The organism is Saccharibacillus kuerlensis DSM 22868, from assembly GCF_000378145.1.
Lineage (GTDB): Bacteria > Bacillota > Bacilli > Paenibacillales > Paenibacillaceae > Saccharibacillus > Saccharibacillus kuerlensis.
The window spans coordinates 146,131-169,579 of record NZ_KB899284.1 but is presented as its reverse complement, the minus strand read 5'-3'; the positions used below and the strand labels follow the sequence as shown (position 1 = coordinate 169,579).

The window sequence follows — 23,449 nt, the reverse complement described above, 5'->3', positions numbered from 1 at the left end:
GCATCCATGCACAAACAAAGTTACGTTAAATTTGGACTCATGATCCTTGTCTCCACGCTCGTTATGTTCGCCCTGATGTACTTCAATATCTTCCAGCTGAATCACATCTTCTTCAGCGAAACGCGCGCGTATATGGCGATTATGATGGGCGCCGCGATGGCGTTCATCATGATGCTGTTCATGTGGAAAATGTACGCGAACCGACGCGCGAACGTCATCATTCTTGCGTGCAGCGCGGTCGTATTCGGCGCTTCGCTCTGGCTCGTTCGCAGCCAGGAAACGGTCGGCGATATTGCCTGGATGAAAGCAATGATCCCGCACCATTCCATCGCCATATTGACCAGCGAGCGTGCCAATATCACCGATCCACGTGTTCAGGATCTCGCCAATCGGATTATTGAATCCCAGCTGCAGGAAATCGACGAGATGAAAGGTCTTATTCAGTCGATCGAGAACGGCAATTAGGAGAACGCGGAACCCAGTCTTCCGCTCGCAAACCTGTCAGCTCTCGGTCTATAAAAAGAAAAGGACACCCATCATGGGTGTCCTTTTCTCGCTCTTTGTTCCATCTAATCCGGACACGGCCTGCCTTCTCACCGATAAGGCGCTGTCGAAAACGGTCCGGGCAAAAGTGCTCTGCTGAAACTTCCTCACTCGTCCTCCGACTCCAACGTCAACCCGAATCCTTCCGGCTCGTCTCCGGCCGATGTCAGCTCCCAGCGCAGCAGATTTGCGTCCCGATCCGCAACCAGCGTGGCGCCGGACACCCGCGATTCTTCGCCGATTCCCTGCAACAGCGCCTGTGCAGCAAACGCCAGCAGCGGACGCAGCACGTCCTGCTCCTGGAATCCGCCCAAGACCAGTCCGCCCCACACACGGTTTGCCAGCTCCTGCAGCAGGCGGCGTTCCGCCGGGCGGAAGCCTTCGCCGTAGCGGGTGAACGCGTGCAGGCGCGCGTTCTCCAAATCGTCGAGCAGGTCGCCAGCCAGCGTCATCAGTTCGGCGTCCAGCTCTTCGGAATGCGCTTCCGCCTCAAGCCGCGCGTTGAGTTCCGAGATCCGGCCTATGTAATGGCTTCTCGGCGTAAATGCCGGATCGGCTTTTTTGAGATTAGTGAACTTTGCGGAATCGGTAAAAGTCATGTCCTTGTCGATACAGCACTTCTTGTACTTTTTGCCTGAACCGCAGAAGCACGGGTCATTTCTTCCGATTTTCAATAGACTTTCCCCTTTTCTCTCTAAACTTTCTCTATAAACTTACTCCGGTTCGGTGCTTTGCGCCCAATCTGCGGCAGCAGCGGAATGTCCGTATTGGTTCAGCCGTCCCTGGTACACCAGCTGCATCCGTTCACTCTGCCGGAAGTCGTCGGGCGTAACGAGTGCGGGCAGCTTGTTCCAGATCTTGATCCCCGAACGCTGCAAAATCTCCGCCACAAATTGCGAGCAGAAATACGAATTGCTGAACTCTACCGGTTCTTTGAACGCCACACCAACGATGCCCAGCAGGTTGTACAGGTATTTTTCCCGGCTGCGGAGAAAGACATTCAGCACCCGCCGCATCTTCTCCACCTCGCGCTCCGTTACTTGAAGTTCATAGATCACGCACGTCGTATTCGGATAACGGCTGAAGGTGCCTGTACGAATATCTTCCCGGACAAAGCCGCCGTCGATCGGGTTGTACGGATTTTTCCGGCCGAAGCTGTACAGCTCTGTTAATCCGCGGTCGAACGAGATTGAAGCATGATTGTACGGCGCGCGCGTATACGTCTGGATCATCCTCGTAAACAGCGTGCCCGTATTCGTTAGTAAAATGTACACGGATCGTTGATCCGTCATCGAGAACTCCCCCTTACGGCGCGGCGCAAAACCAGCAAAACCGACAAAACCGGATCTTTTTCAAATAGGCCGCCCGCGTTCGACTCCCTACTCGACGCGAAGCGCATAGCCAGCTTGTTTTCGTATTGCGCCTTTTCAAATGATTCCTATATGATAGCATACGTAAGCTTGCCTGGATTGCTATTTTAACCAGAAGTTGGTGATGATATGTTCAACTCAACCGTTGTCCTGCTGATTGTTTTGGCCGTGCTGATCGCCGCAAATCTGGTGTATGTGTTTGTCAGCCGCCGCCAGCCGGACAAAGATTATTCGTCGATCGGTAACCGGATCAAAACGTGGTGGGGCATGTTCTTTATTTTCTGCCTTGCAACGCTGTTTACGCCCGCTGTCTCATTGATCTCGCTGATGATTCTCTGCTTCTTTGCCCTGCAGGAATATTTCTCGATGATTCGCGGTACCCGCAAAGCCGACCGGCGTCTGTTCCTGTGGGCCTACCTTGCCATTCCCGTGCAGTTCTACTGGATCTACACCGGCTGGTACGGCATGTTCATTGTGTTCATTCCGCTGTACGTGTTCCTCATTCTGCCGATTCCACGGCTTATGGGCAAAGGCACGTTCGGCTTTCTGCGCAGCGTCAGTTCCACCCAATGGGGTCTTATGCTCATGGTATTCGGACTCAGCCACCTGGCCTATTTCCAATTCGCAACGCCGGAATTTGGAGGCGGGCTCGTCCTGTTCCTTGTCGTGCTAACGCAGCTGCATGACGTGATCCATACGGTCATTTCGCTCTATTTTGGGAAAAAGAAAGTTGTACCTACCGCTAACGCCAATCTCACTTGGGAAGGCTTCGTTGGCGCGCTGATCGTTACAGTAGGCGCCGCGCTAGCACTCGCTCCTTATCTGACGCCTTTCAGCCAGACCGCAGCTCTCTGGTTCGGGGCACTGCTGTCGTTCGCAGCTTTCTTCGGCAGCCTGACCGTCTCGGTGCTGAAGCGCGATCTGCTGATTGGAGATGAGGACAAAGCTGCAACGTTGAAAAAGAGCTATCTGAGTCAGATCGACAGTTTGACGTACACAGCGCCGGTGTTTTTTCACGTAGTCCGGTACTACTTCGAGTTTATGTAAAAAAAGAGAACCGCGCCCGTCTCGTCTTCCTGATGGACTGCGGCTTTCTTTGACACTGTTCAGAACCATACCGCTACCGCACTATACAGAAGTAGGAGTGCCATTATACCGTTGAAAGCTCGTTCATGCCGAGAGAGAAAAGGTTGAAACAGCGCTCCAAATGCTGCCCAAGAGCCGGAAGAAGCCAGTCCTATCAAGGAGAGCATCAGCGATACAACCACAAGTTGAAACGGTGATGTTGAGTATGGTATTGCAAATGCCGATATGACTGTAATCGCATACAGTAGAAGCTTAGGATTTATAAATTGCAGCCAAAAGCCGGTTCGAAACGAATAGACCTTATGCAGCTCTTCCTGCTCTTCGGCGCCTGTACTTCTCCAAATTTTTATGGCCAACCACAGCATATAGCCGCTCCCCAGTACACTCATAATTAAACGAATGCCTGGAATCCAGCGGTACAGCACTAGATTGAAAACACATGCCAGCAGCATAACGCCCAGACAGCCTCCCGATATGCCAAGTACAAACGGAAATATCTTACGCAGGCCGATTCGTCTGGCTCCGTCGAGCGCCATCAAGTTATTGGGCCCCGGTGTAAAGCTTGCGGCCAAAGCATAGAACAACAGCGGAACAAACGGCATAGCTCTAACCTCCTGTATGCTATAATGGAATAAAATGTACGTTATAACGTAATAATTAGTATTATAATTTTGTGCGTTAAAAAGATCAAATTATATTTTATAACGTACAAAATTAACCTGATTTGAGTGGAGGAACAGCTCTATGGAACCAATCAACCTGATTTTAAGTGAGAATTTGAAAAGGCTGCGGACAGAGCGCAAATTAAGCCTCGACAAACTCTCCGATCTCACAGGTATTAGCAAGACGATGCTGGGCCAGATTGAACGCGGCGAATCAAGTCCATCGCTTACGACAGTCTGGAAAATCGCCAATGGCCTGAAGCTTTCGTTCACCTCGCTGATTACCGAGCCTCCGACGGATGCTTCGGTGCTGCGCAGGAAAAACTTGTCGATAATTGAGGACACCGAGCAAGGATACCGACTCTACCCCATGTTTCCCTATAAAGCGGAACGGGGCTTTGAAGTCTACAGCGTTGAGATTGAACCTGGCGGTACACTCGGCTCGGAGCCGCATCGATCAGGAACAGAGGAGCTGATTACCCTGTTTACAGGAGTCCTTGAGGTGGAGGTTCAGAGCACAATCTACCGACTGGAAGCCGGAGACGCAATCCGGTTCAAAGCGGATTTACCCCACCGTTATCTCAGCATTGGTGAAGAAGCTGCGCGGATGAGTATGACAATTCAATATCGAGGGTAATGTCAAAATTGTAAAATTTGGTTTTTGCCCTTGCTATTGTTTCTCTTCCTGTCTATATTTGTATGTACAAACAATATTAAAAGCAAAAGATCGTGAGGGATAACGTTGCTGGACACTTATCTGAAAGAATGTCTGTATTTCACGGCCAACCGGCTTGGACGCGTGCTGACCAAGATGGCGGAAGACGAGTTCGCTTCCTGCGGATTGGCTCCGAATGGAGCGTTTCTGCTGATGGCCGTCTACGAGCAGGAAGGCATTACACAGAAAAAGCTTGGCGAGATGCTGCATCTCCAGCCTTCTACCGTCACCCGGCTGATCGAGAAAATGATCGGACGCAGCCTAATCTACAATCAAGTCGAAGGACGGCTCTCCCGGATCTATTCCACGGACAAAGGCAAAGCTCTTCAGCCGCAGATCCAGCAGTGCTGGGATACACTGCGCGACCGTTACGGTGCTATTCTGGGTATCGAAGACGGCGACAGGCTGACGCTCGAACTGTACAAAGCAAGCGACAGATTGGAAGGCAAAATCCAGGAATAAAGCAGGCCCGCAGAATATCTTCAAGCGGTCCGGCACAGGATAACGATGGAGGCAGAAGCGCTGTTGAAGCTTGTCTCACTCAGATGAACGGTTTCGCTCCTCTGAGATTTCGTACCTAAACCGTGTACGATTCAGAGTAACGAAACCCTACTATTTAAGTGAGACAAGCTAGTAGCTAAGTGCTTTTTATCTCATAATTTGTTTGTACAAGCAAATAATAAGGAGGAGAAGAAAATGTCTGAACAAAATCGTCCATCTATACTTGTCATTGGGGGAAAAGGAAAGACCGGCAGCCGGGTCGCTGAACGTTTGAAAAATGCAGGGTTCCCGGTCCGAATCGGCTCCCGCTCGGAACAGCCGTCGTTTGACTGGAACAGTCCGGATACTTGGGAAAGTGCGCTTGAAGGTATGGAGCGGGTATACATCACTTATTATCCGGATCTGCTTGTGCCGGAAGCGGAAGAAGCGATCGGCGCTTTCGCCAAAACAGCCGTCAAGCAGGGAGTCCGCCGACTCGTTCTGCTGTCCGGTCGCGGCGAAGAAGAAGCGCAGCGCTGTGAACAGGCTGTGCTTAATGCAGGCGCCGAAACAACGATTCTGCGGGCCAGCTGGTTTGCCCACAATTTCAGCGAAAGCTTCCTGCTGGACGGTGTACGGGAAGGACGGATCGAACTTCCCGCCGGCGATGTACCCGAACCTTTCGTCGATGTCGAAGACATTGCGGACGCCGCTTTCGCCGCGCTGACCGAAGACCGTCATATCGGCAAAGTGTACGAGTTAACCGGTCCGCGTTCGCTGTCTTTTGCCCAGGCTGCATCAGAAATCTCCGCAGCGTTGAACCGCAGCGTGACTTACACGCAGATTCCGCATGAAGAGTTCATCCGTTCGATGCGCGATCAGCAGGTACCGGAAGACATCACTTATGTCATGGACGTTCTGTTCGGACGTGTGCTGGACGGACGCAATGCCGAGCCGGCTTCCGGGGTTCTTGAGGCCGCAGGCCGGCCTCCCGCAGACTTCGCCGACTATGTGCGCCGAACCGCTGCTTCTGGCGCATGGGATCGTTGATCATGGCGGACGGCGCTTCCGCAGCAGGTTGGGTCGATGCGCTGATTTTTCTTAACGCGTTGGGCTGCGGGTTAATGGCCGGGCTGTTCTTCGTTTTCTCGAATTCGGCTATGACCGCTTTGTCCAGGCTGGAAGATGGCAGCGGCATGAATGCGATGCAGGCGATCAACGCCGCTATTGTGAATCCTACCTTTCTGCTGCTCTTTTTTGGCACAGCTTGTCTATCCGCTGTATCTGCTGCCGCTGCTCTGCTTCACTGGCAGCAGCCGGGTTCAGTCTGGATGCTGGCCGGCGGTCTGCTCTACTTGGCAGGCGGCTTCGGCGTGACGGTCATCTGCAATGTACCGCTGAATAATAAGCTGGCGGCTCATCGGCCGGATACTGCCGAAGGATTGGATTTTTGGAATCAGTACTCTCTTGTCTGGACACGATGGAATCATGTTCGGACATTCTGCAGCGCAGCAGCGTTAGGCTGTTTCGTGCTGGCGGCTGCCGGTTGAACAAGTCGCAAGGTTTCCTGTGAAATGGATGAATGGAATGACCACCCAGCATCCTGCGAAAGCAAAAGAGAGCCCTCGGGCTCCTTTTTTGCTTTTACATAAATTCGCTGCCGTATTGGACTTCGCTTGCGCTCAGCGGATTCAAGCGGAGCGGCATATCAAACGGTCGAAATTCACTCCAGCTCCTATCATCCGGCACCTTACGAGCTCAAATCGATCTCACCTGCCGTCTTATGTATCCTCCGAGGCTGCTCCCTTACGCTCAGAATCACGCCTACAATTACGATGATTCCACCGATCCAGTCGCCCGGATGCAGCTTTTCGCCGAGCAGCCCGATCGACAGCGCTACGCCAATGACCGGCACAAGGTTCATCAGTCCCATCGCTGTTCCAGCCGTCAGTCCGCGAAGACCGAAATTGTACAGCATAAACGCCGCGACCGAGCAAAACACACCCAGATAAAGCAGCATCCACAGCGATTCCGCCGTCGGCGTTTGCCACTGCTTCGTCTCCGTCAGCGCCAGCGGAATAAAAGCAAAAGTGCCCGCAATGGTCTGGTAGAACGATACGGTAACCATCGAGTAGCGGCCGACGACTTTGCGCGTAGCGAAATTATAGATAGCGAACACAAACCCCGCCGCAATCAGCAGCAGATTGCCGGTCAGCTCGTGTGCCCCGCCCTCCCCACCGCTTCCGCCGGAGATCCGGTACACGCCAAACACTGCCATCGCGATCCCAATCACCCGCATCCACGAAATTCTCGTCCGGTAAAAAAAGAACTCCAGCAGCGCCGTCACAGCCGGATACGATGCGACGATCAGCGCGGCGCTCGATGCCGTCGTCAGCTCCAGCCCTATATTTTCCAGTGCGAAATAAAGGGTTGTCCCCAGCAGTCCACTTACTGCCATCATGCCCAAATCTTTCGGCGCCGGTACCGTGAATTCGCGGCGCAGCAGCACGATCGCTCCCAGAATGAGCGAAGCGATCGCAAACCGAGCCGCCCCAAGCGTCAGCGGCGGAAACGAAGCGTAAGCGATCTTGGTGCCGACGAAAGACGTGCTCCACAGTGTTATTGCAATTAACGCGGCAACTAGATAAAGTGTCCGGGCCGTACGAAACTCGCTCGGTAAAACGGTTTTCGTTCGACTCTGCCTTCCTTTTGGTACTTCCCTGTCCGTATAGACGCCTGCTGCGTTCCCGCTTGCTTCTTCACGCTTTTTCACTATCGCTCCCACAGCGCACCTCCAAAATTGACCGATTCATTCACCGCATACCTACCCATAAATCTTAGTCGCTACTCAAGTAGTCACTAGTAACAGGTATATCATCGGCTCTATACGGTGTCAAGCAAGGTATGGGATAATGGAGCGAAGGCCGCGCCATCGGGTAAAGTCTTACGTAACGAGACGTTAGGAGGTTCGTGTATGAAACCCGAGATTGTCAAACTGCTGCAGGATCTGAATTTTACCGAATATGAAGCCAGGGCCTACCTTGCGCTGCTGAATAAATCTCCGCTGTCGGGCTACGCCGTTTCGCTCGAATCGGGCGTGCCCCGCTCCAAAATTTACGAGGTACTTAGCGGACTCGTCGAACGCGGCGAAGTGTTAGTCAGCCATGAAGAACCTTCGCTGTATACGCCGCTGCCGCCGCAGGAATTGGTCCGCTTAAAAAAGCGTCGTTCTGAAGCTTCGCTCAAAGCGGCGGAGATGGCGCTGGAGCAGTATTCATTCGTCTCGTCCAACCGGGAAAATATATGGAACATCACGGGTACCGATGCTATTCTCGAGCGGGCGGCTGACACGATCAGACGCGCCGATACGCGGGTGCTGCTGGAGATCTGGCCGGAAGAAGCTCTGCTGCTGGAAAAAGAACTTCGAGCTGCGGCAGCGCGCGGGCTGGACGTTCTGCTCGTCGTCTACGGGGAGCTGGATTTCGATTTCGCGCAGGTGTATCCGCACGATTCGAGCGAGGAGATCACGCAGGAATATGGCGGCCGCTGGATTGTCGTCAGCGCCGACGATCGCGAAGTCGTTGCTGGTATCGTCTCGCTGGGCGCGGACAGCCGCGCGGCCTGGACGATGCACCCGGGCCTGGTCATACCGATTACTGAAGTGATCGTGCACGACTTGTACATCTACGAACTGATGCAGGCGCACCGCGAGACGCTGGAAGCGACATTCGGCCCGAACCTGATCGAACTGCGCAAGCGCTACAACGCTGGGCCAAACGGATACAGCATAGCAACGCGGCTAGGATTGGGCGGGCAGTGATAAGCCGGGCTCGTTCTCATCACTTTTTCGGACAAAAAACCACCCGTCATCCTTGGGATGACGGGTGGTTTTGCATGCGGTGAGATTGAACAAGCGGTGAACTGAGATGAAGCGCATATTTTGATACGGTGAGGTCAAACGGGGAATGGCGCTGCGTCTGTTCAGTGATACGAATGCCAAGTTAAGGGTGTCCACACGGCGCCAAGTCGACCCCTTATGGAATAAAGTGATATGAATTCACATGAATTTACTGCCTGCCAGATAAGTATATCCAAGGTCAATGACAAGATAATGACAAAAAAGTGCTGAGCGGCCCCGTTGGCTTTTATTATCAACCCGGCACTTCAGAGCTTTATTTTAGAGCAGGCTTTCCATCAGCTCCCGGTAACGGTCCTTCAATTCCGGCGAAGGATCGACCCCCAGTTCCTGCCGAAGCGTTTGCGTATAATCCTTGTATTGGCGTGCCAGTCCCGAACGATTCTTCTGCATCGCCAGCGCTTCCAGCAGCAGCAATCTTGGCGTCTCGTCCAGATCATTGCGCTCAATCAGCCTGCCTGACAATTCGGCGGCCGCAAGAGCGTTCCCCCGCTGCAGAAGCTCCTCACACAGCTTGCGTCCGAATGATGCATACAGCTGATCCACACGTTCCCTTTCTGCCGAAGCCCAGACAAAATCACGCTCACCGAACAGCGGTCCCGCATACAGCTTCTCCACGTCCAGCGCCCGCTGCAGGTCGAACTTTGCAGTAGGCGCCAGTACTTCCCGGCAGCCGTTTTCAAAATTCAGCAGATCGACTTCGTCGCCTGCTCCGATCTCCAGCGCGTAGTGCTGATTGTCAGACACCAACATGCCTTTGCGTCCGAAGCCTTCAAGCAGTTTGCGCAGCTGATACGCGGTTGTATTCAGATACGTTTCGGCGTTCTTCTGCGGCATGCTTCCGAACAGATCGTCAATGAGACGGTCCCGGGAACAATATCGGCCTTGCTGCAGCAGCAAATAGGCGAACAATTCGGCGCTTTTGCGGGATTTCCATTTGGCACGAGCTTCTTGCTCTCCGCGAATTTCGATACCGCCGAGCACCCGAATCGTTAAGCCGGCAGGTGCAGGGTCTGCAGGCAGCTGCACAGGCTCGGTAAGCTCGGACAAGATGCGAAGTACGGTTCGATGCAGCTTTTCGCGTACCACAGGCTTGACCAGATAATCGAATGCATAGACGTCGAAAGCTTCCAGCGCATATTCTTTGTGCGAAGTGAGGAACACCAAGCGGATCTGCCGGTCTTCGGCACGCAGCCTTGCAGCAAATTCAAGACCGTTCTCCTTAGGCATACCGATATCCAGCAGAATCAGGTCCGCTTCATGCGTTTGCAAATAAGCGTAAGCTGAAGCGGTATCGGAAAAGACAGCCGTCACTTCAACGTTCGCAAGCTTCGACAGCATTCTTTTCACGACTAGATGCATAGCCGGCTCGTCATCGATCAGAATGACTTTCATGGCTTTCCTCCTTCATGTTCGGTCGAAGGCGAGACGGGAAGCGAGAAATAAAACGTACTTCCAAGATCCTGCTCGCTTTCGAACCAAATGTCCCCCCCATTCAGCCGCAGGAAAGAACGGCACAAGGAAAGTCCAAGTCCTATTCCCCGTTCACCGGCGGTTCCCATCTCGGATACCGGATACGTGGTCTCTCGAAGCAGTCCGGCAGCCTGCGCCGGCGAAATGCCCGAGCCTGTATCGCGAACCGATACGACACAGCGATCCGGCTCGATCTGCGCGCCAATTTCGATGGTCCCCCCTTCTTTGGTAAATTTGATTGCATTGGACAGCAAATTGCGCAGCACCAGATCCAGCATTTCTTTGTCCGCATAAACAAGTGTACCCGGCGGAACCGATGAACACAGCGTCAAATGTTTGCTGCCGCTCCGATGCAGCAGCATCTCGAAATGCCGCTCTACCGTACGCCGCAAATCCCGCTCAGCCGGATGAAACGCCATACCGCCGCCCTGACTGCGCAGCCAATCCAGCAGACTCTCAACAAGTACGAACGTATTGCGAATCTGCCGCCCCATCTCTTCCGCAACCTCGCCTCCGCTGCCCCTTTCCGCGCTTTCTTCCTCCAACAGTTCAGCCAGATTGACCAGTACCGCCAGCGGATCCCGCAGATCGTGGGCCACGACCTGAAACATTTTGTCCTTGAACGCGTTCAATTGGCTCAACTTCTCGGCATCCGCAAGAATTCTCCGTTCGGATCGGACCGCCTCTCCGATATCCGTCAGCAGCACCATACTGCCGACAGGCCGCTGCAGCCGATCACACAGCGTGGAGAAACGGACCTCGTAATGATCGTCTGCGCCGGCTTGGATTCTGCGCCTGAATGCTGATGCTCCCGTCTGTATGCCGGCAGACAAGCCCGGTATTTCGGCCAGCACCTGTTCCGGGGACAAACCGATCTGACGCCCGCCGAGCTTTGAAAACATTCGCTGCGCCGAAGGATTGAAACCGATCAACCGGTCGTCGGGACCGAACAGCAGCACCGCATCCTGCATGGACGCGAATACGCGGCGCAGCGCAAGCGGAGCCAGCCTGAGCATGTTGAACTGATAGATTCCCCATAGGTAAAAAACACCGGCAATGACAAGACCAAATGGAGAAAGATCCAGTGGGATGGGAAGAAGCCCCGCAACATGCACGAGTGTAACGGTATAGGCGACAAGCGATCCGGCAATCATCAGTACAATCGGTTTGCGGCCGCTCCGTTTGGTCCGGATCAGCATCTGTATGAGCATAAGCATACCGGCTGCGATCAACGTGTAATTATAGACAACATGCAGCTTGTACAGCGGTCCTTTTTCCATAACGGCCAATACAAATCCTTTTTCCTGCACGATTGACATGGACGTGTAAAACCAGCCTGTCCACGGATTCGTATAATGCGAGATAAGCGTAATTAACGGCACAATCAGCAGCGGAAGAACAAGTTTGACGCGCAGGCGATCGACATAACTCGTATACTGCATGACCATCATGATCCACAGCGAAGGGCCGAACGCGATACCGATATATTGGAAACGCAGCCAGAAGCAGATATCGTCCAGATTGTCGGCAAGCAGCTCGAATGCATAACCGAACGTATAAAAGGAACTGGCCAGCATACTGAGTCCATAGCTGACCGCGATCGGAAACTCCCTGCGCTGCCAAGACAGCATGACCATCGTTAGCGAACAGCAGGTGGCCGCCAGCAGCAGAACAGCCAAATAAACGTCGTAGTGCATAAGATGCAGCCTCCGTGCCAGATTGGATTTTAAATTTTCTTTATGGCTTTTATCATACGGCACGCCCGGAAAAATCACACGATATTTCCGAAAAATAACTCGCTTGGAAACACGAAAAGCTCCTTCCGCACGGAAAGGAGCCAGGATGTTGAAAAAGTTCTGTTTGCTTAAAAACTCAAAAACTTCACGAGAAATGACTTCCGGTTGCGTGCTGAAATATATCAAAGGCAGTCACATTCGAACATAGATCTATTCTTACAGAGGCAGCTTCACCGTGACTTCGTAAGTTTCTCCGGCCTGCACATTGCGGACAATACCTCCCTCGATCTGCTCGCCGTTTCCGCCGACATATACTTCGGTTGCGCTTACGCCTTCTTCGCGCTTGATCCTAATCCGGAACTCTGCACCGCGGAATGTGCGAACAGCCGAAGCTTCGTTCCACTCGGCCGGCAGCTGCGGTGCGATCCGCAGGCCGTCCGGCGTACCCTGCACACCGAACAATCCGTCGATCAGACAGCGGTACACCCAAGGTACCGTACCCGTATTGAACAGATGGCTGGAACGTCCCGCCGTGCGCGGAAACTGCCGATAAGCGCCGCGATAATAATTCGGGATGAACACCGGAAGCTGACCGCGCTGCCGGATATCCGCTTCGTCTTTGCCGGGCAGCATTTTGCGCAGCAGCCGGTAGGCGTTCTCTTTCTCGCCGACCGCGTACAGCGCATAAATGTAGAATGCCGCCGCATGATTGTATACCGCGCCGTTTTCCGCAGATCCCGGATGCTTTTGGGTCACACGGCCAACGTCTTCGCGCATCGCCGTATACGAAGGAGCCAATTTTTCCACGCCATAAGGACTCTCCAGCTGTTCCGCAACTGCACGAATCAGCTTGCTCTGCTTCCCGGCATCCGCCGCGCCGCTTAGCAGCGACCAGCCTTGAGGATTGATGAAGATGCGCCCTTCTTCGTCCGCGCTGATCCCGAACGGCACGCCGTCGTCCGTAATGCCGCGGGCATACCAGTCGCCGTCCCACAGATGACGGTTGACCGCACCATTGATCTCTTCCGCCTGCTGACGATAATCCTCCGCTTCTTCCGTACGTCCGCTGTGTTCGCAAATATTTGCCCAGACGATGGCGGAATAAGCCGTCGCAATCGTCAACCAGCCGGACACGCCGCGGCCTTTGTAGCCGACCATATTCATCGGATCGCACCAGTCGCCCTGGTTGATGTAATTGAGCCCGCGGTCATCCCGGTCGCCGATCAGCCATTTGACGGCCAGATCGATATGCTCGAATACGGTTCCTGTCTTTTCTCCGCCCGCGTACGGCACTTCCTCATTCAGGAGGTCGTAATCGTTGGTCTCATCGAGATACGTGCTCAGGCAGACCGGCAGCCAGACGCAGTGATCGGTATGCGGCACCTGATTGATGTATTTCAGTTCTGCACCTTCGTACAGCACGATACCGTCCGGCATAGAGCCGTCAGGCCGCTGCTGCGACAGTGCGGTCAGGAAAGCGTTTCGGGTGCTCCGCGGATCGATGTAGCTCATCCCCATATGATCCTGCAAATAGTTGCGCGTCTGCGGATCGGTGGACAGCCTATTGGTCACGCCGTGGTAATACATCTGCCGCGGCAGCCACTGATTAACGAAATTGTCCAGATCCTTATCCGGTGTATGGATGGTCAGGCAGCCCCGACCTTCGGCAACATAATCCGCATAATCACGAGCCGCTTCAGCGAAACCGTCTTCGATTGAAGGCGAAGCACTCTCCTGTTCCCAGCCAAAGTACCGGTCCCGCACATCCTCGATTTCCGCTTCGTCCTTCGCCGGCCCAAATACGAACCGGTACTCCAATTCCTCGCCCGCTTCCGGCTGAATCCGGTACTGCATGACGGCAGCCGGCATTTCATAACGAGCATCACCGCAGGATAGCATACCGTTTTCCAGCGCAGACGGACGCATAATGCCGCCTTCGCCTTCAAACGCCTCCTGGCTGACTTCCCACGCATCCGGTTTCTTTTCTGCCAGCAGATAGGTCTTGTCCTTCAGGTCCCTGATCTTCGGATAATCCTGTACCTTCTGATACGGCGTGACCGATGAACATACGATAGCGCCCAGACCCGGAACGTATTCGCCGGACTGATTCATCCACGACATATAACCAACGCTGAAGTAAGGATAAATGCTGATCTTCCGTTTACGTCCGCCCGTATTCTTCACCTTGATGCTCCACAGCTCGGCTGTATCGGTCCTCGGCAGAGTCAATCTCATCTCGATCCGAAGATTCCAATGCTCGATCGTCCAGACAATGTCGTGCTTGCCCGCAGCAAAGACGTATTTATCCGGCAGCTGACGGGTGGGCTCATAAGGTGCAGAAAATATGTAACCGCTCTCCTCGTCTTTTATAAAAAGAAATCGGCCGGGGTGATGCGCGTAATACGGCTGTTCGGGCTGCATAAACGTTTTGGCTTCCAGGTTCGGCGCATGCGAGTATTTGGCCGGCTCGGGCTGCATAAACTGGGCGACAGCATAACCTCGGCAGTTCATATGGATCATCATCTTCTCGTTCCAGAGAAACCCGGATGCTTTTGGCAGTGCCGTAGGGCTGGTCAGTTCATAATACTGCTGGTCTTCGGTCGGTCTAATCATCCTTTAACCCCTTTTCAGAAAGTATTGGCCTCGGCGGTCTCGTTTACGTAAACGCTTTCGGAAAAGAAAGGCCGCGGCGGCAATCGTCGAGTCTATTATAGTCCAGTTGAAGAAGAAAAAAAGCCGGAAACCATAAAAAAGAAGAAGAGCGCACCGAAAAGGAACTTGTGCGCGCTCTTCTTTGGTTCAAATTTGCTGCCGGCAGCGTTGAATAGGCGCTTGCATAGATGCTTGAATACGTGTGAATCCAATTCTGCTTATGTTCCGCAGAACGTCTGATAGCGGCCGCCCGCTTCCGGTGGAAGCTGCGCGTATTCCGCTTGATCTGCAGTGTGCGCGTAAGGCTTCGCCAGCACGGCCAACAATCGATGCAGCGGCTCGTAATCATCGTTCTCCGAAGCGGCGGCCAGCGCTTCTTCCACCCGATGGTTGCGCGGGATAACGGCTGGATTATGACTCAGCATCCGTTCGCGGACTTCGGCGGCAGAACCGCTTTGCCGGCTAAGACGCTCCTGCCAGCGGCTGCGCCAGACGCGGTATTCACCGCTGGACAGCAGAGCGTCGGCACCCGGGAATGAAGTTGGACGGAAAGCGCCGCCGGATGCTGCGTCTGCAGCAGCGTCATTGTTAGCTCCGCTTCTCTCTGTGCTATCGATCTCGGCATAATCCAGCTCGGCGTTGCCGGCATCACCGCCGCTTGGCTTTTGCGCAGCCTGCCCCGCTTCAGCCGCACTGCCGCTTCCCGCCGCTGTAGGCGCATCGAAAGTCAGTCCCACAAATGTATTGGTATAATCCGCGCGGAAGGCTTTCATCAGATCCAGCAGATCGGCAATCAGTTTTTCATCATCTTCTTCCCGACCCGATAAGCCGAGCTTCTCGCGCATGCCGTCAAACCAGATGCCGAGATACAGGCGTTCAAAGCCTCCGAGAATGCCTTGGGCAATCTCTATAGCCCGCTCCTGCTCCTCGTGCAGCAAAGGAACCAGCGTTTCCGCCAAACGCGTGAGATTCCACAGCGCAATCGGCGGCTGGTTGCCGTAAGCGTAGCGTCCTCCCCTGTCGATGGAGCTGAAGACGGTCGCCGGGTCATAGACATCCATGAAAGCGCAGGGGCCGTAATCGATGCTCTCGCCGCTGATTGTCATGTTATCCGTATTCATAACGCCATGAATAAAGCCGACCAGCATCCATTTTGCGACCAGCGAAGCTTGACGTTCCATAACGCTCCGCAGGAACATCGCGTAGCGTCCTTCTTCGCCTGCGCCCGCGTTTCCTTCTGCTCCGTTCGAACCTTCTTTTTCGATCTGCAGAAGCTCCGGGTAATGACGCTCTATCGCGTAGTCCGCCAACGTACGGACCGCTTCGGGATCACTCCACTGCTGCGCATACTGGAACGTCCCGACGCGCAGATGGCTGGAAGCGACGCGGGTCAACACAGCGCCTGGCAGCGATTCTTCGCGCCGGACTGTCGTTCCTGTGCTCGCAACAGCGAGACTGCGGGTCGTCGGAATGCCCAGTCCATGCATCGCTTCGCTGATGATGTACTCACGCAGCATCGGACCGAGTGCCGCACGGCCGTCTCCCCCGCGGGAAAATGGCGTGCGTCCCGAGCCTTTGAGCTGGATATCGACACGGCGTCCGTCCGGCGTCAGCTGTTCCCCAAGCAGAATCGCGCGGCCGTCACCGAGGCGGGTGAAGCCGCCAAATTGGTGTCCCGCATAGGCTTGAGCCAGCGGCTCCGAGCCTTCCGGCACTTCATTGCCTGCAAAGACGCGCGCGGCTTCTTCGCTGTGCAGCCATTTCGGATCAAGCCCGAGCTCGGCCGCCAACTGATCGTTCAAGACGACCGCTTTTGGTTCGCGCACCGGCACAGGCGGCAGAGAGCTGTAGAACTGCTGCGGCAGTCGGGCGTAGCTGTTATCGAAATTCCATCCGGCGGACCGGGTATTGGAAAGGTTCGTCATGGGAAAGCCTCCTTGTTGGATTTATTATTCTCCCTTAAAGTAAAGGGGAATGGATCTTATTTCCAGTTTCGTGGATAACGAACGAGAGTTGGGACAAGCTGAATCGTCTCTGTTCAGCTTGATAAAGAGGTTACACACAATCACAATATGGAAGGAAATCTACTGATCATCTCGGATTCCCAATTTTGCAGTTTTTACAACCTTTTTCCGTACAAAAGGTATGGTTGCACGCCTAAGCTGTAGTTTATACAGCATTTTCGGCTGCTTTTCCTTGTATCCAGCCATTTATCGAGCAGAATGTTGTATGTTATACAACAACAGTTCTCCAGCAAACCTTTTTCAATCGATATTGTTGTACTTTATGCAGCTTATCAGCCCCTGCCCTGCATCGGTAGATCGCCGAACAAGCTCTTTTTTTCATGCCATGCCCTTTCATCAACTTCTTCAACTCCCTAATCCACTTGCAATTCTTCAGTCATTTCAAAAAGCTTGTAAAAATACAACGTAGCTTCGATCTCTGGATTGGCCGCCTGCTTCAGCGTGTCGACGCCTCCGAGTTTCATGCCCTGTTTGAGATAAAATCGGCACGCAGCAAGATTATCGTCCTGCGCTTCCAGCGAAATCCCGTGCAGTTCCTGCTTCCGTGCCCAACGTTCCGCCTGCAGCATCAGCCCAGCGCTCACACCTCTTCCGCGATGCGAGCCGCGCACAGCTAAATTCTCGATATAGGCGTAATTTGTCCAGTCTCGGACGATTCGAACCTGTCCCACACATTTTGCTCCATAAAAGGCGAGGAAAATAATTTTTTGATCGCTGCCGATATACTCGTTCCACTCAAGACGGTCGTCGGGGAAGCTGCTAATTTGCGTACTGCCAAACAGCTCTTCCTTGTGTGACCAGACTCCTTCCTCCAATCTTGGCACAAGCCGTCCGAAGATCGGAAAAGCCTCGTTCATGTCGTTGATGTAAGGAATATGCTCTGCTTCAAAACGGACGATTTCGATAGTGGGGGTTGGATGCTTGGCATACTCGCCGGTCTCATTCTCTGCCATCTGTACCTCTTTTCTGTCTTTTCAGATTTTATTATGATGAATGGATTGGAGATGCTCCCTTTGGTCTTGGCCTTTTTACAAGTTCCCCGTTGCAGTTTGGACAAACGTAAGACATCTGCGTCGTACAATTGTGGCAGAACGTACATTCATGAACGCAAATATAAGCTTCTAATTCTACGCTTTCTAGGCATCTTTCGCATCTTTTTTTCATTTCTAATCCCATTAAAACTCCCCCTAAATTGAATTTACCTCATTTTAGTTGAATTGCAGCTGAGAACACACAGCTTTTTTAAAGAGGATTGACCAGTATAATTAAATGGTAAAAACTCACCGATGCAAAGCATTCAGCAGGAAATTAATCGGAACTGCAAAAAACCAGCTCTCCGCTATCCGGAAAGCTGGTTTCTCTGCATGATGAAGACTCTCTTTCGATAAGGAATCTTATTGCTATGACCCTGCAAGCAGTTTCTTAAGCAAAACGAATGCTGCTGACTGCCAATTTACCGTTCAGAACAAGATATACGTCCTCACGTCCACTCACACCGTTCAGCGAAACGCTGACGTCGTTCCACTGCTGAACGCCGCCCACTTCAATAGAAGCCGTTCCGACAAGCTGACCTTCCGGACTGCCCAGGCGAACATCAACGGTGCCGCCGCCTGCGCTTGCAGTGCGGATCGTCAAGGATTCCGCACCGGCGCCAAACTCGGCGTCTTTGAACGCGATCCATCCGGCATCTCCGGTCACTTCGATCGCGCTGCCGCCTTCATGGCATTCGCCGAGGATGACTCCGTCATAAGCGTCGTAGTTGATCGCTTTCGTTGGCTGCGTCAGATCGCGTGGTGGGATCGTCTCACCGGATACTTCAAGCGCCGCACTTACCGGCAGCTCTTCCGATGAAGGACCGGCCAGCAGTGTGTACTGGGCATTTTCGATGACGAAACGCTCCCGGGTGACGTCCCATACCGCCAGTTCCGCAAGCTTAATGCTGAACGATATCTGCTTGGATTCGCCCGCAGCCAGCTTAACGCGGCGGAAAGCCAGCAGCTGCTTAGACGGACGCTTCACACGGGACTGTTCCACACGACCATAGATCTGCACGACTTCATCGCCGTCCAGCTCGCCCGTATTGCTTACCGTAACGGTCAGACCGATCCGCGCGTCTTCCGATCCTTCAACGCTCGGTTGATCCAGCTTCAGACTGTCATAAGAGAACGTCGTGTACGACAATCCGTAGCCGAACGGATACAGTACATCGCCTTCGAAATACCGATACGTACGATTGCCTTGGATAATGTCGTAATCCATAAATTCCGGCAGCTGGTCGACCGATTTGTACCAGGTCATACTCAGACGTCCTGCCGGGTTTTCTTCGCCGAACAGCACGTCCGCGATTGCACGGCCGACTTCCTGACCGGCATGGGTGGAGTACAGTACCGCAGGCACATTGTCGTTCACCCAGTTGAGAGCGTATGGGTAGCTGCCGATGACCACCACAATCGTATTCGGATTAACGGCCATCACTTCTTTGATCAGCTGCTCCTGCGATTCCGGCAGTGTGATGTCCGGACGGTCAACTGTTTCCTTGCCGTTGATCAGCGGATGGTTGCCGACGAAGACAACTGCGACTTCCGCATTGCGAGCAGCGATACGGGCCGCTTCAAATTTGTCCGTTACTTTTTCCACTTCAAAAGCATCGGCCTGCACTTCTACCGCAGATCCGCCCAACGCCGATGTACCGCCAGCATCGATCTCGTTCGACGTTTCTTCACCACGACCGTCGCCCGACAGCAGTTCACCATTCTCGCCTACCGTGACCGGCGTATCTTTCCACGTCGAGAACGTGACAGACGAATGATCGCCTGCAGTACCGGTGCCGCCATTTTCCGGACGAACAAGGAACACTTCTTTCGTAAACCATTCCCAGATGCGGTTCGCCGATGCCTTCACGATCCGATCGTCGGTAGTCAGATACAGACCGTTTTGTTCGGCAATCAGCGTTGCGTTATCCCAGCCCCAATCGGTCAGTTCGAACACGGACGCGTCGTCCGCCGAGTCGGCCGAAGCCGCAAGCGGCGACTCTTCGCCGGCCTGTACCGATACGTATTTGCCGTTCTTTTTCGACTTCAGCTTGATCCGATCCGTTCCGCCGGCAAACTGCGTTTGTCCGCCTTGGCCTGCGCCGTCCAGTTTCTCCTGAATACCAGCCAGCGGCGTGATCGCGTACGGCAGTTCGCCGCTGTACCAGTCGCGGTAGACGGTTCCGCCAAGCGGTCCGATGACGGCAACTTTGTTCAGCTTGTCCGCCTGCAGCGGCAGCGTCTTCTTGTCGTTCTTGAGCAGTACGACCGCTTTGCGTGCAGCGATGCGAGCCAGTTCGGCATGCTCCTTTTTCATAATGACGGATTCGTTGATGGACGCGTACGGGTTGCTCTCCTCCGGTTCGAACTCGCCCAGACGGAAACGTACTCGGAACGTATTGCGCAGTGCCACGTCGAGATCCTCTTCCGTAATCTGTCCGTCTTTGAGCGCTTCGCGCAGCGAAGACTTCATCAGCTCGCCGTCGTCGGTCAAACTGTCGATGCCGCCTTCCTTGACGGAGCGGGCAACCGCTTCCGTATGCGACTCCAGATAGCCGTGATCGCGCACCGTGCCGGATACGTCGAACGCATCGCTGACTACGAATCCGTCCATGCCCCACTCGCCTTTGACGATCCCGTTAACGTCCGGATTCAGGTTGGCCGGAACGCCGTTGACGGCGTTGTACGACGTCATCATTGACTGCGCGCCGCCTTCTTTGAATGGAATTTCGAATGCTTTGAGATAATATTCGCGCATGTTGCGTGGGTCGATGCTGACCGAAGCGTCGCCGCGGCCCACTTCGTTATTGTTAGCGATAAAGTGCTTCAGGGTGGCAACCGCTTTCAGAACCGTCGGATGATCACCTTGAATGCCCTGCACGAGCGCAGAAGCCAGTTTACCGGCCAGAATCGGATCTTCGCCGTATGCTTCTTCGGTCCGTCCCCAACGAGGGTCGCGTTCCATATCGACAGTTGGCGCCCACAGCGTCAGTCCGTTGATTTCCGGATTGCGTTTGTAGAAACCGCGCGCTTCGTCGCCGATTGCGCTGCCGATTTCTTTGAGCAGGTCTTCGTCCCAAATGCTCGACAAGCCGATCGGCTGCGGATAACCGGTTGCTTCACCCAGCCAAGCCATGCCGTGTGCGGCTTCGGTACCGTGCTTATAAGCTTTTACGCCAAGACGCTCGACGGCAGTCTGGTATTGGATCATCAGGTCGACTTTTTCCTCCAGCGTGAAGCGGGAGACAAGGTCGTTTACTCTCTCCTCAAGCGGGAGCGATGTATCTTGAAACGGGTAGTTGGTTTCGATAGACATGGTGGTCCTCCTTCGAATGCGCTTTCTTATCTTCATTTTATGATAAGTCGGCGGCCCGGCACTACCCGAACAATTGGAGGCGTTTTCATGCGAGATTCGGGAATTGTTCTTTTTTATTAATAAGAACACAAAAAACCGGCTCAAGGAGCCGGTCGCACAAATTGTTCAAGCTTTTGTAGGACGAGGTCCTTTCCACAGCATAAACGGAACCAGTGCCAGTGCAATAAAACCTCCTGCATACGAGAGCGTCGCATAACTTGAATTGGCGACGACCATGCCGGAGAGCATACCGCCGGAAGCACCGGAGAGTGCAATCAGCACGTCCACCGAACCCTGCACTTTGGCCCGATTGGCCGCGGTTGTCGAATCCACGATCATGGCCGTTCCGCTGATCAGGCCGAAATTCCAGCCCAGACCGAGCAGAACCAGCGCGACGATCAGCATAAACAGCGAATCGGCAGGCGCCAGCGCGGCGGTTATCCCTGCCAGAAGCAGGGTAATGCCGGAAGCCGCTGCCATGGCAATCCGGCCGATCTTGTCGACAAGGACGCCTGTAATTAGAGATGGGAGATACATGGCGCCGACATGAAAACCGATGACCAATCCCACTTCCTCCAGGCCGTGACCGTGATGTCTCATATGTACGGGTGTCATTGTCATGACCGCGACCATCACGATCTGTGTCAAGATCATCACCAGTGCGCCGAGCGTAATCCCTCTTCGACTATCGGCGGCTGTAGCGGTGCCGACCGAAGCTGTCCCGCTCTGTACAGCCTGCTTTGCTACTTCTTTGGCGACCAGCAGAGGGTCGGGGCGAAGCAGAATCAGCAGAATGATACCGGCCAGAAAATAAGCGACTGCCGCCAAAATAAATGGCCCTGCCAAGCTGGGAACACCGATAGATTCTGCAAAATCACCAGTTACTCCAACGAGGTTGGGACCGGCAACCGCGCCAATCGTTGTAAAGACCATCGCCATGCTCGCGGCTGTCGCACGCTGCTTCGGACCGGCAAGATCGGTTCCGGCATACCGGGCCTGCAGATTCGTCGCGCTGCCTGCGCCGTAAATCAGCAGGGAAATCAGCAGCAGGATAATGCTGCTGCTTATCGCCGCAAGCACAACTCCGATCGCTCCAATGCCACCGACGATAAATCCAAGACCCAGTCCCATTCGTCGGCCGAATCGCTGCGAATAACGGCCTACCAGCAGCGCAGCTGCCGCCGACCCCAGTGTAAACAGAGCGGTAGGAACCCCTGTGAAATTGTCCGTTCCCAGCATATCCTGCGCGATCAGCGCACCGACGGTTATGCCGGCAGCAAGACCCGCACCGCCGAAAATCTGCGAGAGGATCACGGTGATCAGCGTACGCCGATATAATTTTTGCTGCTGCTCCGGCGATGCCGCATAAGTACGAATAAGCGCTTGGGCGCGCTCTATCCTATTCGTTGTGTTCATATTAGCCTTCCTTTCTCTTCCGGACCCATAGACGGAATGGATGAAATATACGTTATTCCGGCTTCCGTGTAAATAGGTCAGAAAAAGATCAGAATGAGACGTGGGTGACAAAAAAATATGACAACGCCGCTTGTGATTCTAAGACTCCCATCTGCTGGTCATTCCGTTGCTTTCAGGGTCCTTCCGCCAAACGGATTTCCCGGCAGTTTGAACAATCCTTTTTCGCAAACTTACCGTTCCGACCGCATCCTTCGGATCTCTCCTTCTATAATCCGCAGCATGTCTTTCCAACACCTCGTAACATTGGTAAAACGGCTGCTGCTCCCTTTCGTCCGCCTGTCCATTGCCAAATCCGAAACATACTGCCCGCATTTCATCTTCCCAGACGTAATGAAGCAGTACGTACCACTTCGGCCTTCGAAATCGCGTCCACTGTCGAATTGGGTCCAGATCGCTTCCCAACGGCATTTCACCGAAATGACACCGCCATGTATACAGATTATCGATCTTATCTCTGTTCAGACTTTTCGCCCCCAACAAGCGCACTTCAGCAATATTCCGCACGGGAATCATCAGCGCCGGCTGACGCCAAGGCTTGATCGTCAGCACATGCTCATTCATAAACAGCTGAAGCCTTTTCATCCGGGGCAGCCCAGGCAGACCGCCCATATGATAAGCGCCAAACCTTTCATACGCTTTGTACTTTTTTCTTCTCATATTCTCGATGCTCTCCGAAGTGATGATCAGAATAAAAAGGGCGAAGAACATAGTACTTAGCAGCAGAACGAACAAAACCATAATCTCTGCCCCTTTCCAAACAAGTCTTCAACTGCGGAATCCCCCCTGCAAGATTTTCCTCATGAATCGACAGCAGCTTGCCTAATTTTAACGTAACACAAGCCTTTCAATCCTTTCCAGACTTTTACAAAAGATACGAAAAAGAAGAACGCTTCTTTTACAAAGCGTTCTTCTCCTTACTGTTTTTTACTA

Annotated in this window: 20 protein-coding genes; 7 read left to right on the top strand and 13 right to left on the bottom strand. The window is 53.6% G+C overall.

Translation table 11 applies throughout. The features are described 5' to 3' along the window. Positions 1-6: 6 nt before the first annotated feature. A complete protein-coding gene (locus F456_RS0110980; protein ID WP_018977078.1) occupies positions 7-465 on the top strand; it encodes a DUF305 domain-containing protein in 459 nt (152 codons plus the stop codon). 185 nt (positions 466-650) lie between these two features. Here the strand turns inward: F456_RS0110980 and F456_RS24665 are convergent, their stop codons facing one another. Continuing rightward, positions 651-1,217: an SEC-C metal-binding domain-containing protein gene (locus tag F456_RS24665; RefSeq protein ID WP_018977077.1), complete on the bottom strand. Its 567-nt coding sequence runs from the start codon at positions 1,215-1,217 to the stop codon at positions 651-653. A 39-nt stretch (positions 1,218-1,256) separates the two neighbouring features. Next, entirely contained in the window at positions 1,257-1,835 is a 579-nt protein-coding gene (locus F456_RS0110970) for a hypothetical protein (RefSeq protein ID WP_018977076.1), read from the bottom strand. Between the two features lie 207 nt (positions 1,836-2,042). On the opposite strand from F456_RS0110970, the gene F456_RS0110965 reads away from it, so the two are divergent. Next, the gene (locus F456_RS0110965) at positions 2,043-2,960 is read left to right on the top strand and encodes a phosphatidate cytidylyltransferase (RefSeq protein ID WP_018977075.1); all 918 of its coding nucleotides are present in this window, start codon (positions 2,043-2,045) and stop codon (positions 2,958-2,960) included. Positions 2,961-3,019: 59 nt separating this feature from the next. Here the strand turns inward: F456_RS0110965 and F456_RS0110960 are convergent, their stop codons facing one another. Next, a complete protein-coding gene (locus tag F456_RS0110960) occupies positions 3,020-3,601 on the bottom strand; it encodes a LysE family transporter (protein WP_018977074.1) in 582 nt (193 codons plus the stop codon). A 142-nt stretch (positions 3,602-3,743) separates the two neighbouring features. On the opposite strand from F456_RS0110960, the gene F456_RS0110955 reads away from it, so the two are divergent. The 4 genes from F456_RS0110955 (at position 3,744) to F456_RS0110940 (ending at position 6,406) form a co-directional block, all read left to right on the top strand. Continuing rightward, entirely contained in the window at positions 3,744-4,298 is a 555-nt protein-coding gene (locus F456_RS0110955; RefSeq protein WP_018977073.1) for a helix-turn-helix domain-containing protein, read from the top strand. A 105-nt stretch (positions 4,299-4,403) separates the two neighbouring features. Next, complete coding sequence (locus F456_RS0110950) at positions 4,404-4,838, top strand: MarR family winged helix-turn-helix transcriptional regulator (RefSeq protein ID WP_018977072.1); 435 nt, start codon at positions 4,404-4,406, stop codon at positions 4,836-4,838. 234 nt (positions 4,839-5,072) lie between these two features. Continuing rightward, the gene (locus F456_RS0110945; protein ID WP_018977071.1) at positions 5,073-5,906 is read left to right on the top strand and encodes an NmrA family NAD(P)-binding protein; all 834 of its coding nucleotides are present in this window, start codon (positions 5,073-5,075) and stop codon (positions 5,904-5,906) included. Then, positions 5,894-6,406 (top strand): anthrone oxygenase family protein, encoded by a 513-nt coding sequence (locus F456_RS0110940; RefSeq protein WP_244878757.1) that lies wholly within the window; start codon positions 5,894-5,896, stop codon positions 6,404-6,406. The genes F456_RS0110945 and F456_RS0110940 overlap by 13 nt, the downstream gene beginning before the upstream one ends. Before the next feature lie 200 nt (positions 6,407-6,606). Here the strand turns inward: F456_RS0110940 and F456_RS0110935 are convergent, their stop codons facing one another. Further along, entirely contained in the window at positions 6,607-7,641 is a 1,035-nt protein-coding gene (locus F456_RS0110935) for a DMT family transporter (protein ID WP_018977069.1), read from the bottom strand. A 189-nt stretch (positions 7,642-7,830) separates the two neighbouring features. Here F456_RS0110935 and F456_RS0110930 point away from each other — a divergent pair, with 189 nt between their 5' ends. Further along, entirely contained in the window at positions 7,831-8,676 is an 846-nt protein-coding gene (locus F456_RS0110930; protein WP_018977068.1) for a TrmB family transcriptional regulator, read from the top strand. Between the two features lie 357 nt (positions 8,677-9,033). Here F456_RS0110930 and F456_RS0110925 read toward each other — a convergent pair whose 3' ends face one another. The 9 genes from F456_RS0110925 to F456_RS0110890 all read right to left on the bottom strand — a co-directional run bounded on the left by F456_RS0110925 (position 9,034) and on the right by F456_RS0110890 (position 23,257). After that, complete coding sequence (locus tag F456_RS0110925) at positions 9,034-10,167, bottom strand: response regulator (protein ID WP_018977067.1); 1,134 nt, start codon at positions 10,165-10,167, stop codon at positions 9,034-9,036. Further along, positions 10,164-11,942: a sensor histidine kinase gene (locus F456_RS0110920; RefSeq protein ID WP_157060066.1), complete on the bottom strand. Its 1,779-nt coding sequence runs from the start codon at positions 11,940-11,942 to the stop codon at positions 10,164-10,166. Before F456_RS0110920 ends, F456_RS0110925 begins: the two co-directional genes overlap by 4 nt. 255 nt (positions 11,943-12,197) lie before the next feature. Beyond that, complete coding sequence (locus F456_RS0110915) at positions 12,198-14,594, bottom strand: GH36-type glycosyl hydrolase domain-containing protein (protein WP_018977065.1); 2,397 nt, start codon at positions 14,592-14,594, stop codon at positions 12,198-12,200. A 257-nt stretch (positions 14,595-14,851) separates the two neighbouring features. Beyond that, the gene (locus F456_RS0110910; protein ID WP_018977064.1) at positions 14,852-16,558 is read right to left on the bottom strand and encodes a protein adenylyltransferase SelO; all 1,707 of its coding nucleotides are present in this window, start codon (positions 16,556-16,558) and stop codon (positions 14,852-14,854) included. Between the two features lie 452 nt (positions 16,559-17,010). Next, positions 17,011-17,610 (bottom strand): GNAT family N-acetyltransferase, encoded by a 600-nt coding sequence (locus F456_RS0110905; protein WP_018977063.1) that lies wholly within the window; start codon positions 17,608-17,610, stop codon positions 17,011-17,013. A gap of 31 nt (positions 17,611-17,641) precedes the next feature. After that, positions 17,642-17,821, bottom strand: coding sequence for a DUF1272 domain-containing protein (locus tag F456_RS24000; protein WP_342342023.1), 180 nt, complete (start codon positions 17,819-17,821; stop codon positions 17,642-17,644). A gap of 258 nt (positions 17,822-18,079) precedes the next feature. Further along, positions 18,080-21,004 carry a glycoside hydrolase family 3 C-terminal domain-containing protein gene (locus tag F456_RS0110900; RefSeq protein WP_018977062.1) on the bottom strand — a complete coding sequence of 975 codons (2,925 nt, stop codon included), beginning with the start codon at positions 21,002-21,004 and terminating at the stop codon, positions 18,080-18,082. A 165-nt stretch (positions 21,005-21,169) separates the two neighbouring features. Next, positions 21,170-22,459, bottom strand: a complete 1,290-nt coding sequence (locus F456_RS0110895; protein WP_018977061.1) for an MFS transporter — start codon at positions 22,457-22,459, stop codon at positions 21,170-21,172. A gap of 138 nt (positions 22,460-22,597) precedes the next feature. Then, positions 22,598-23,257 carry a hypothetical protein gene (locus F456_RS0110890; protein WP_018977060.1) on the bottom strand — a complete coding sequence of 220 codons (660 nt, stop codon included), beginning with the start codon at positions 23,255-23,257 and terminating at the stop codon, positions 22,598-22,600. Between the last annotated feature and the right edge of the window lie 192 nt (positions 23,258-23,449).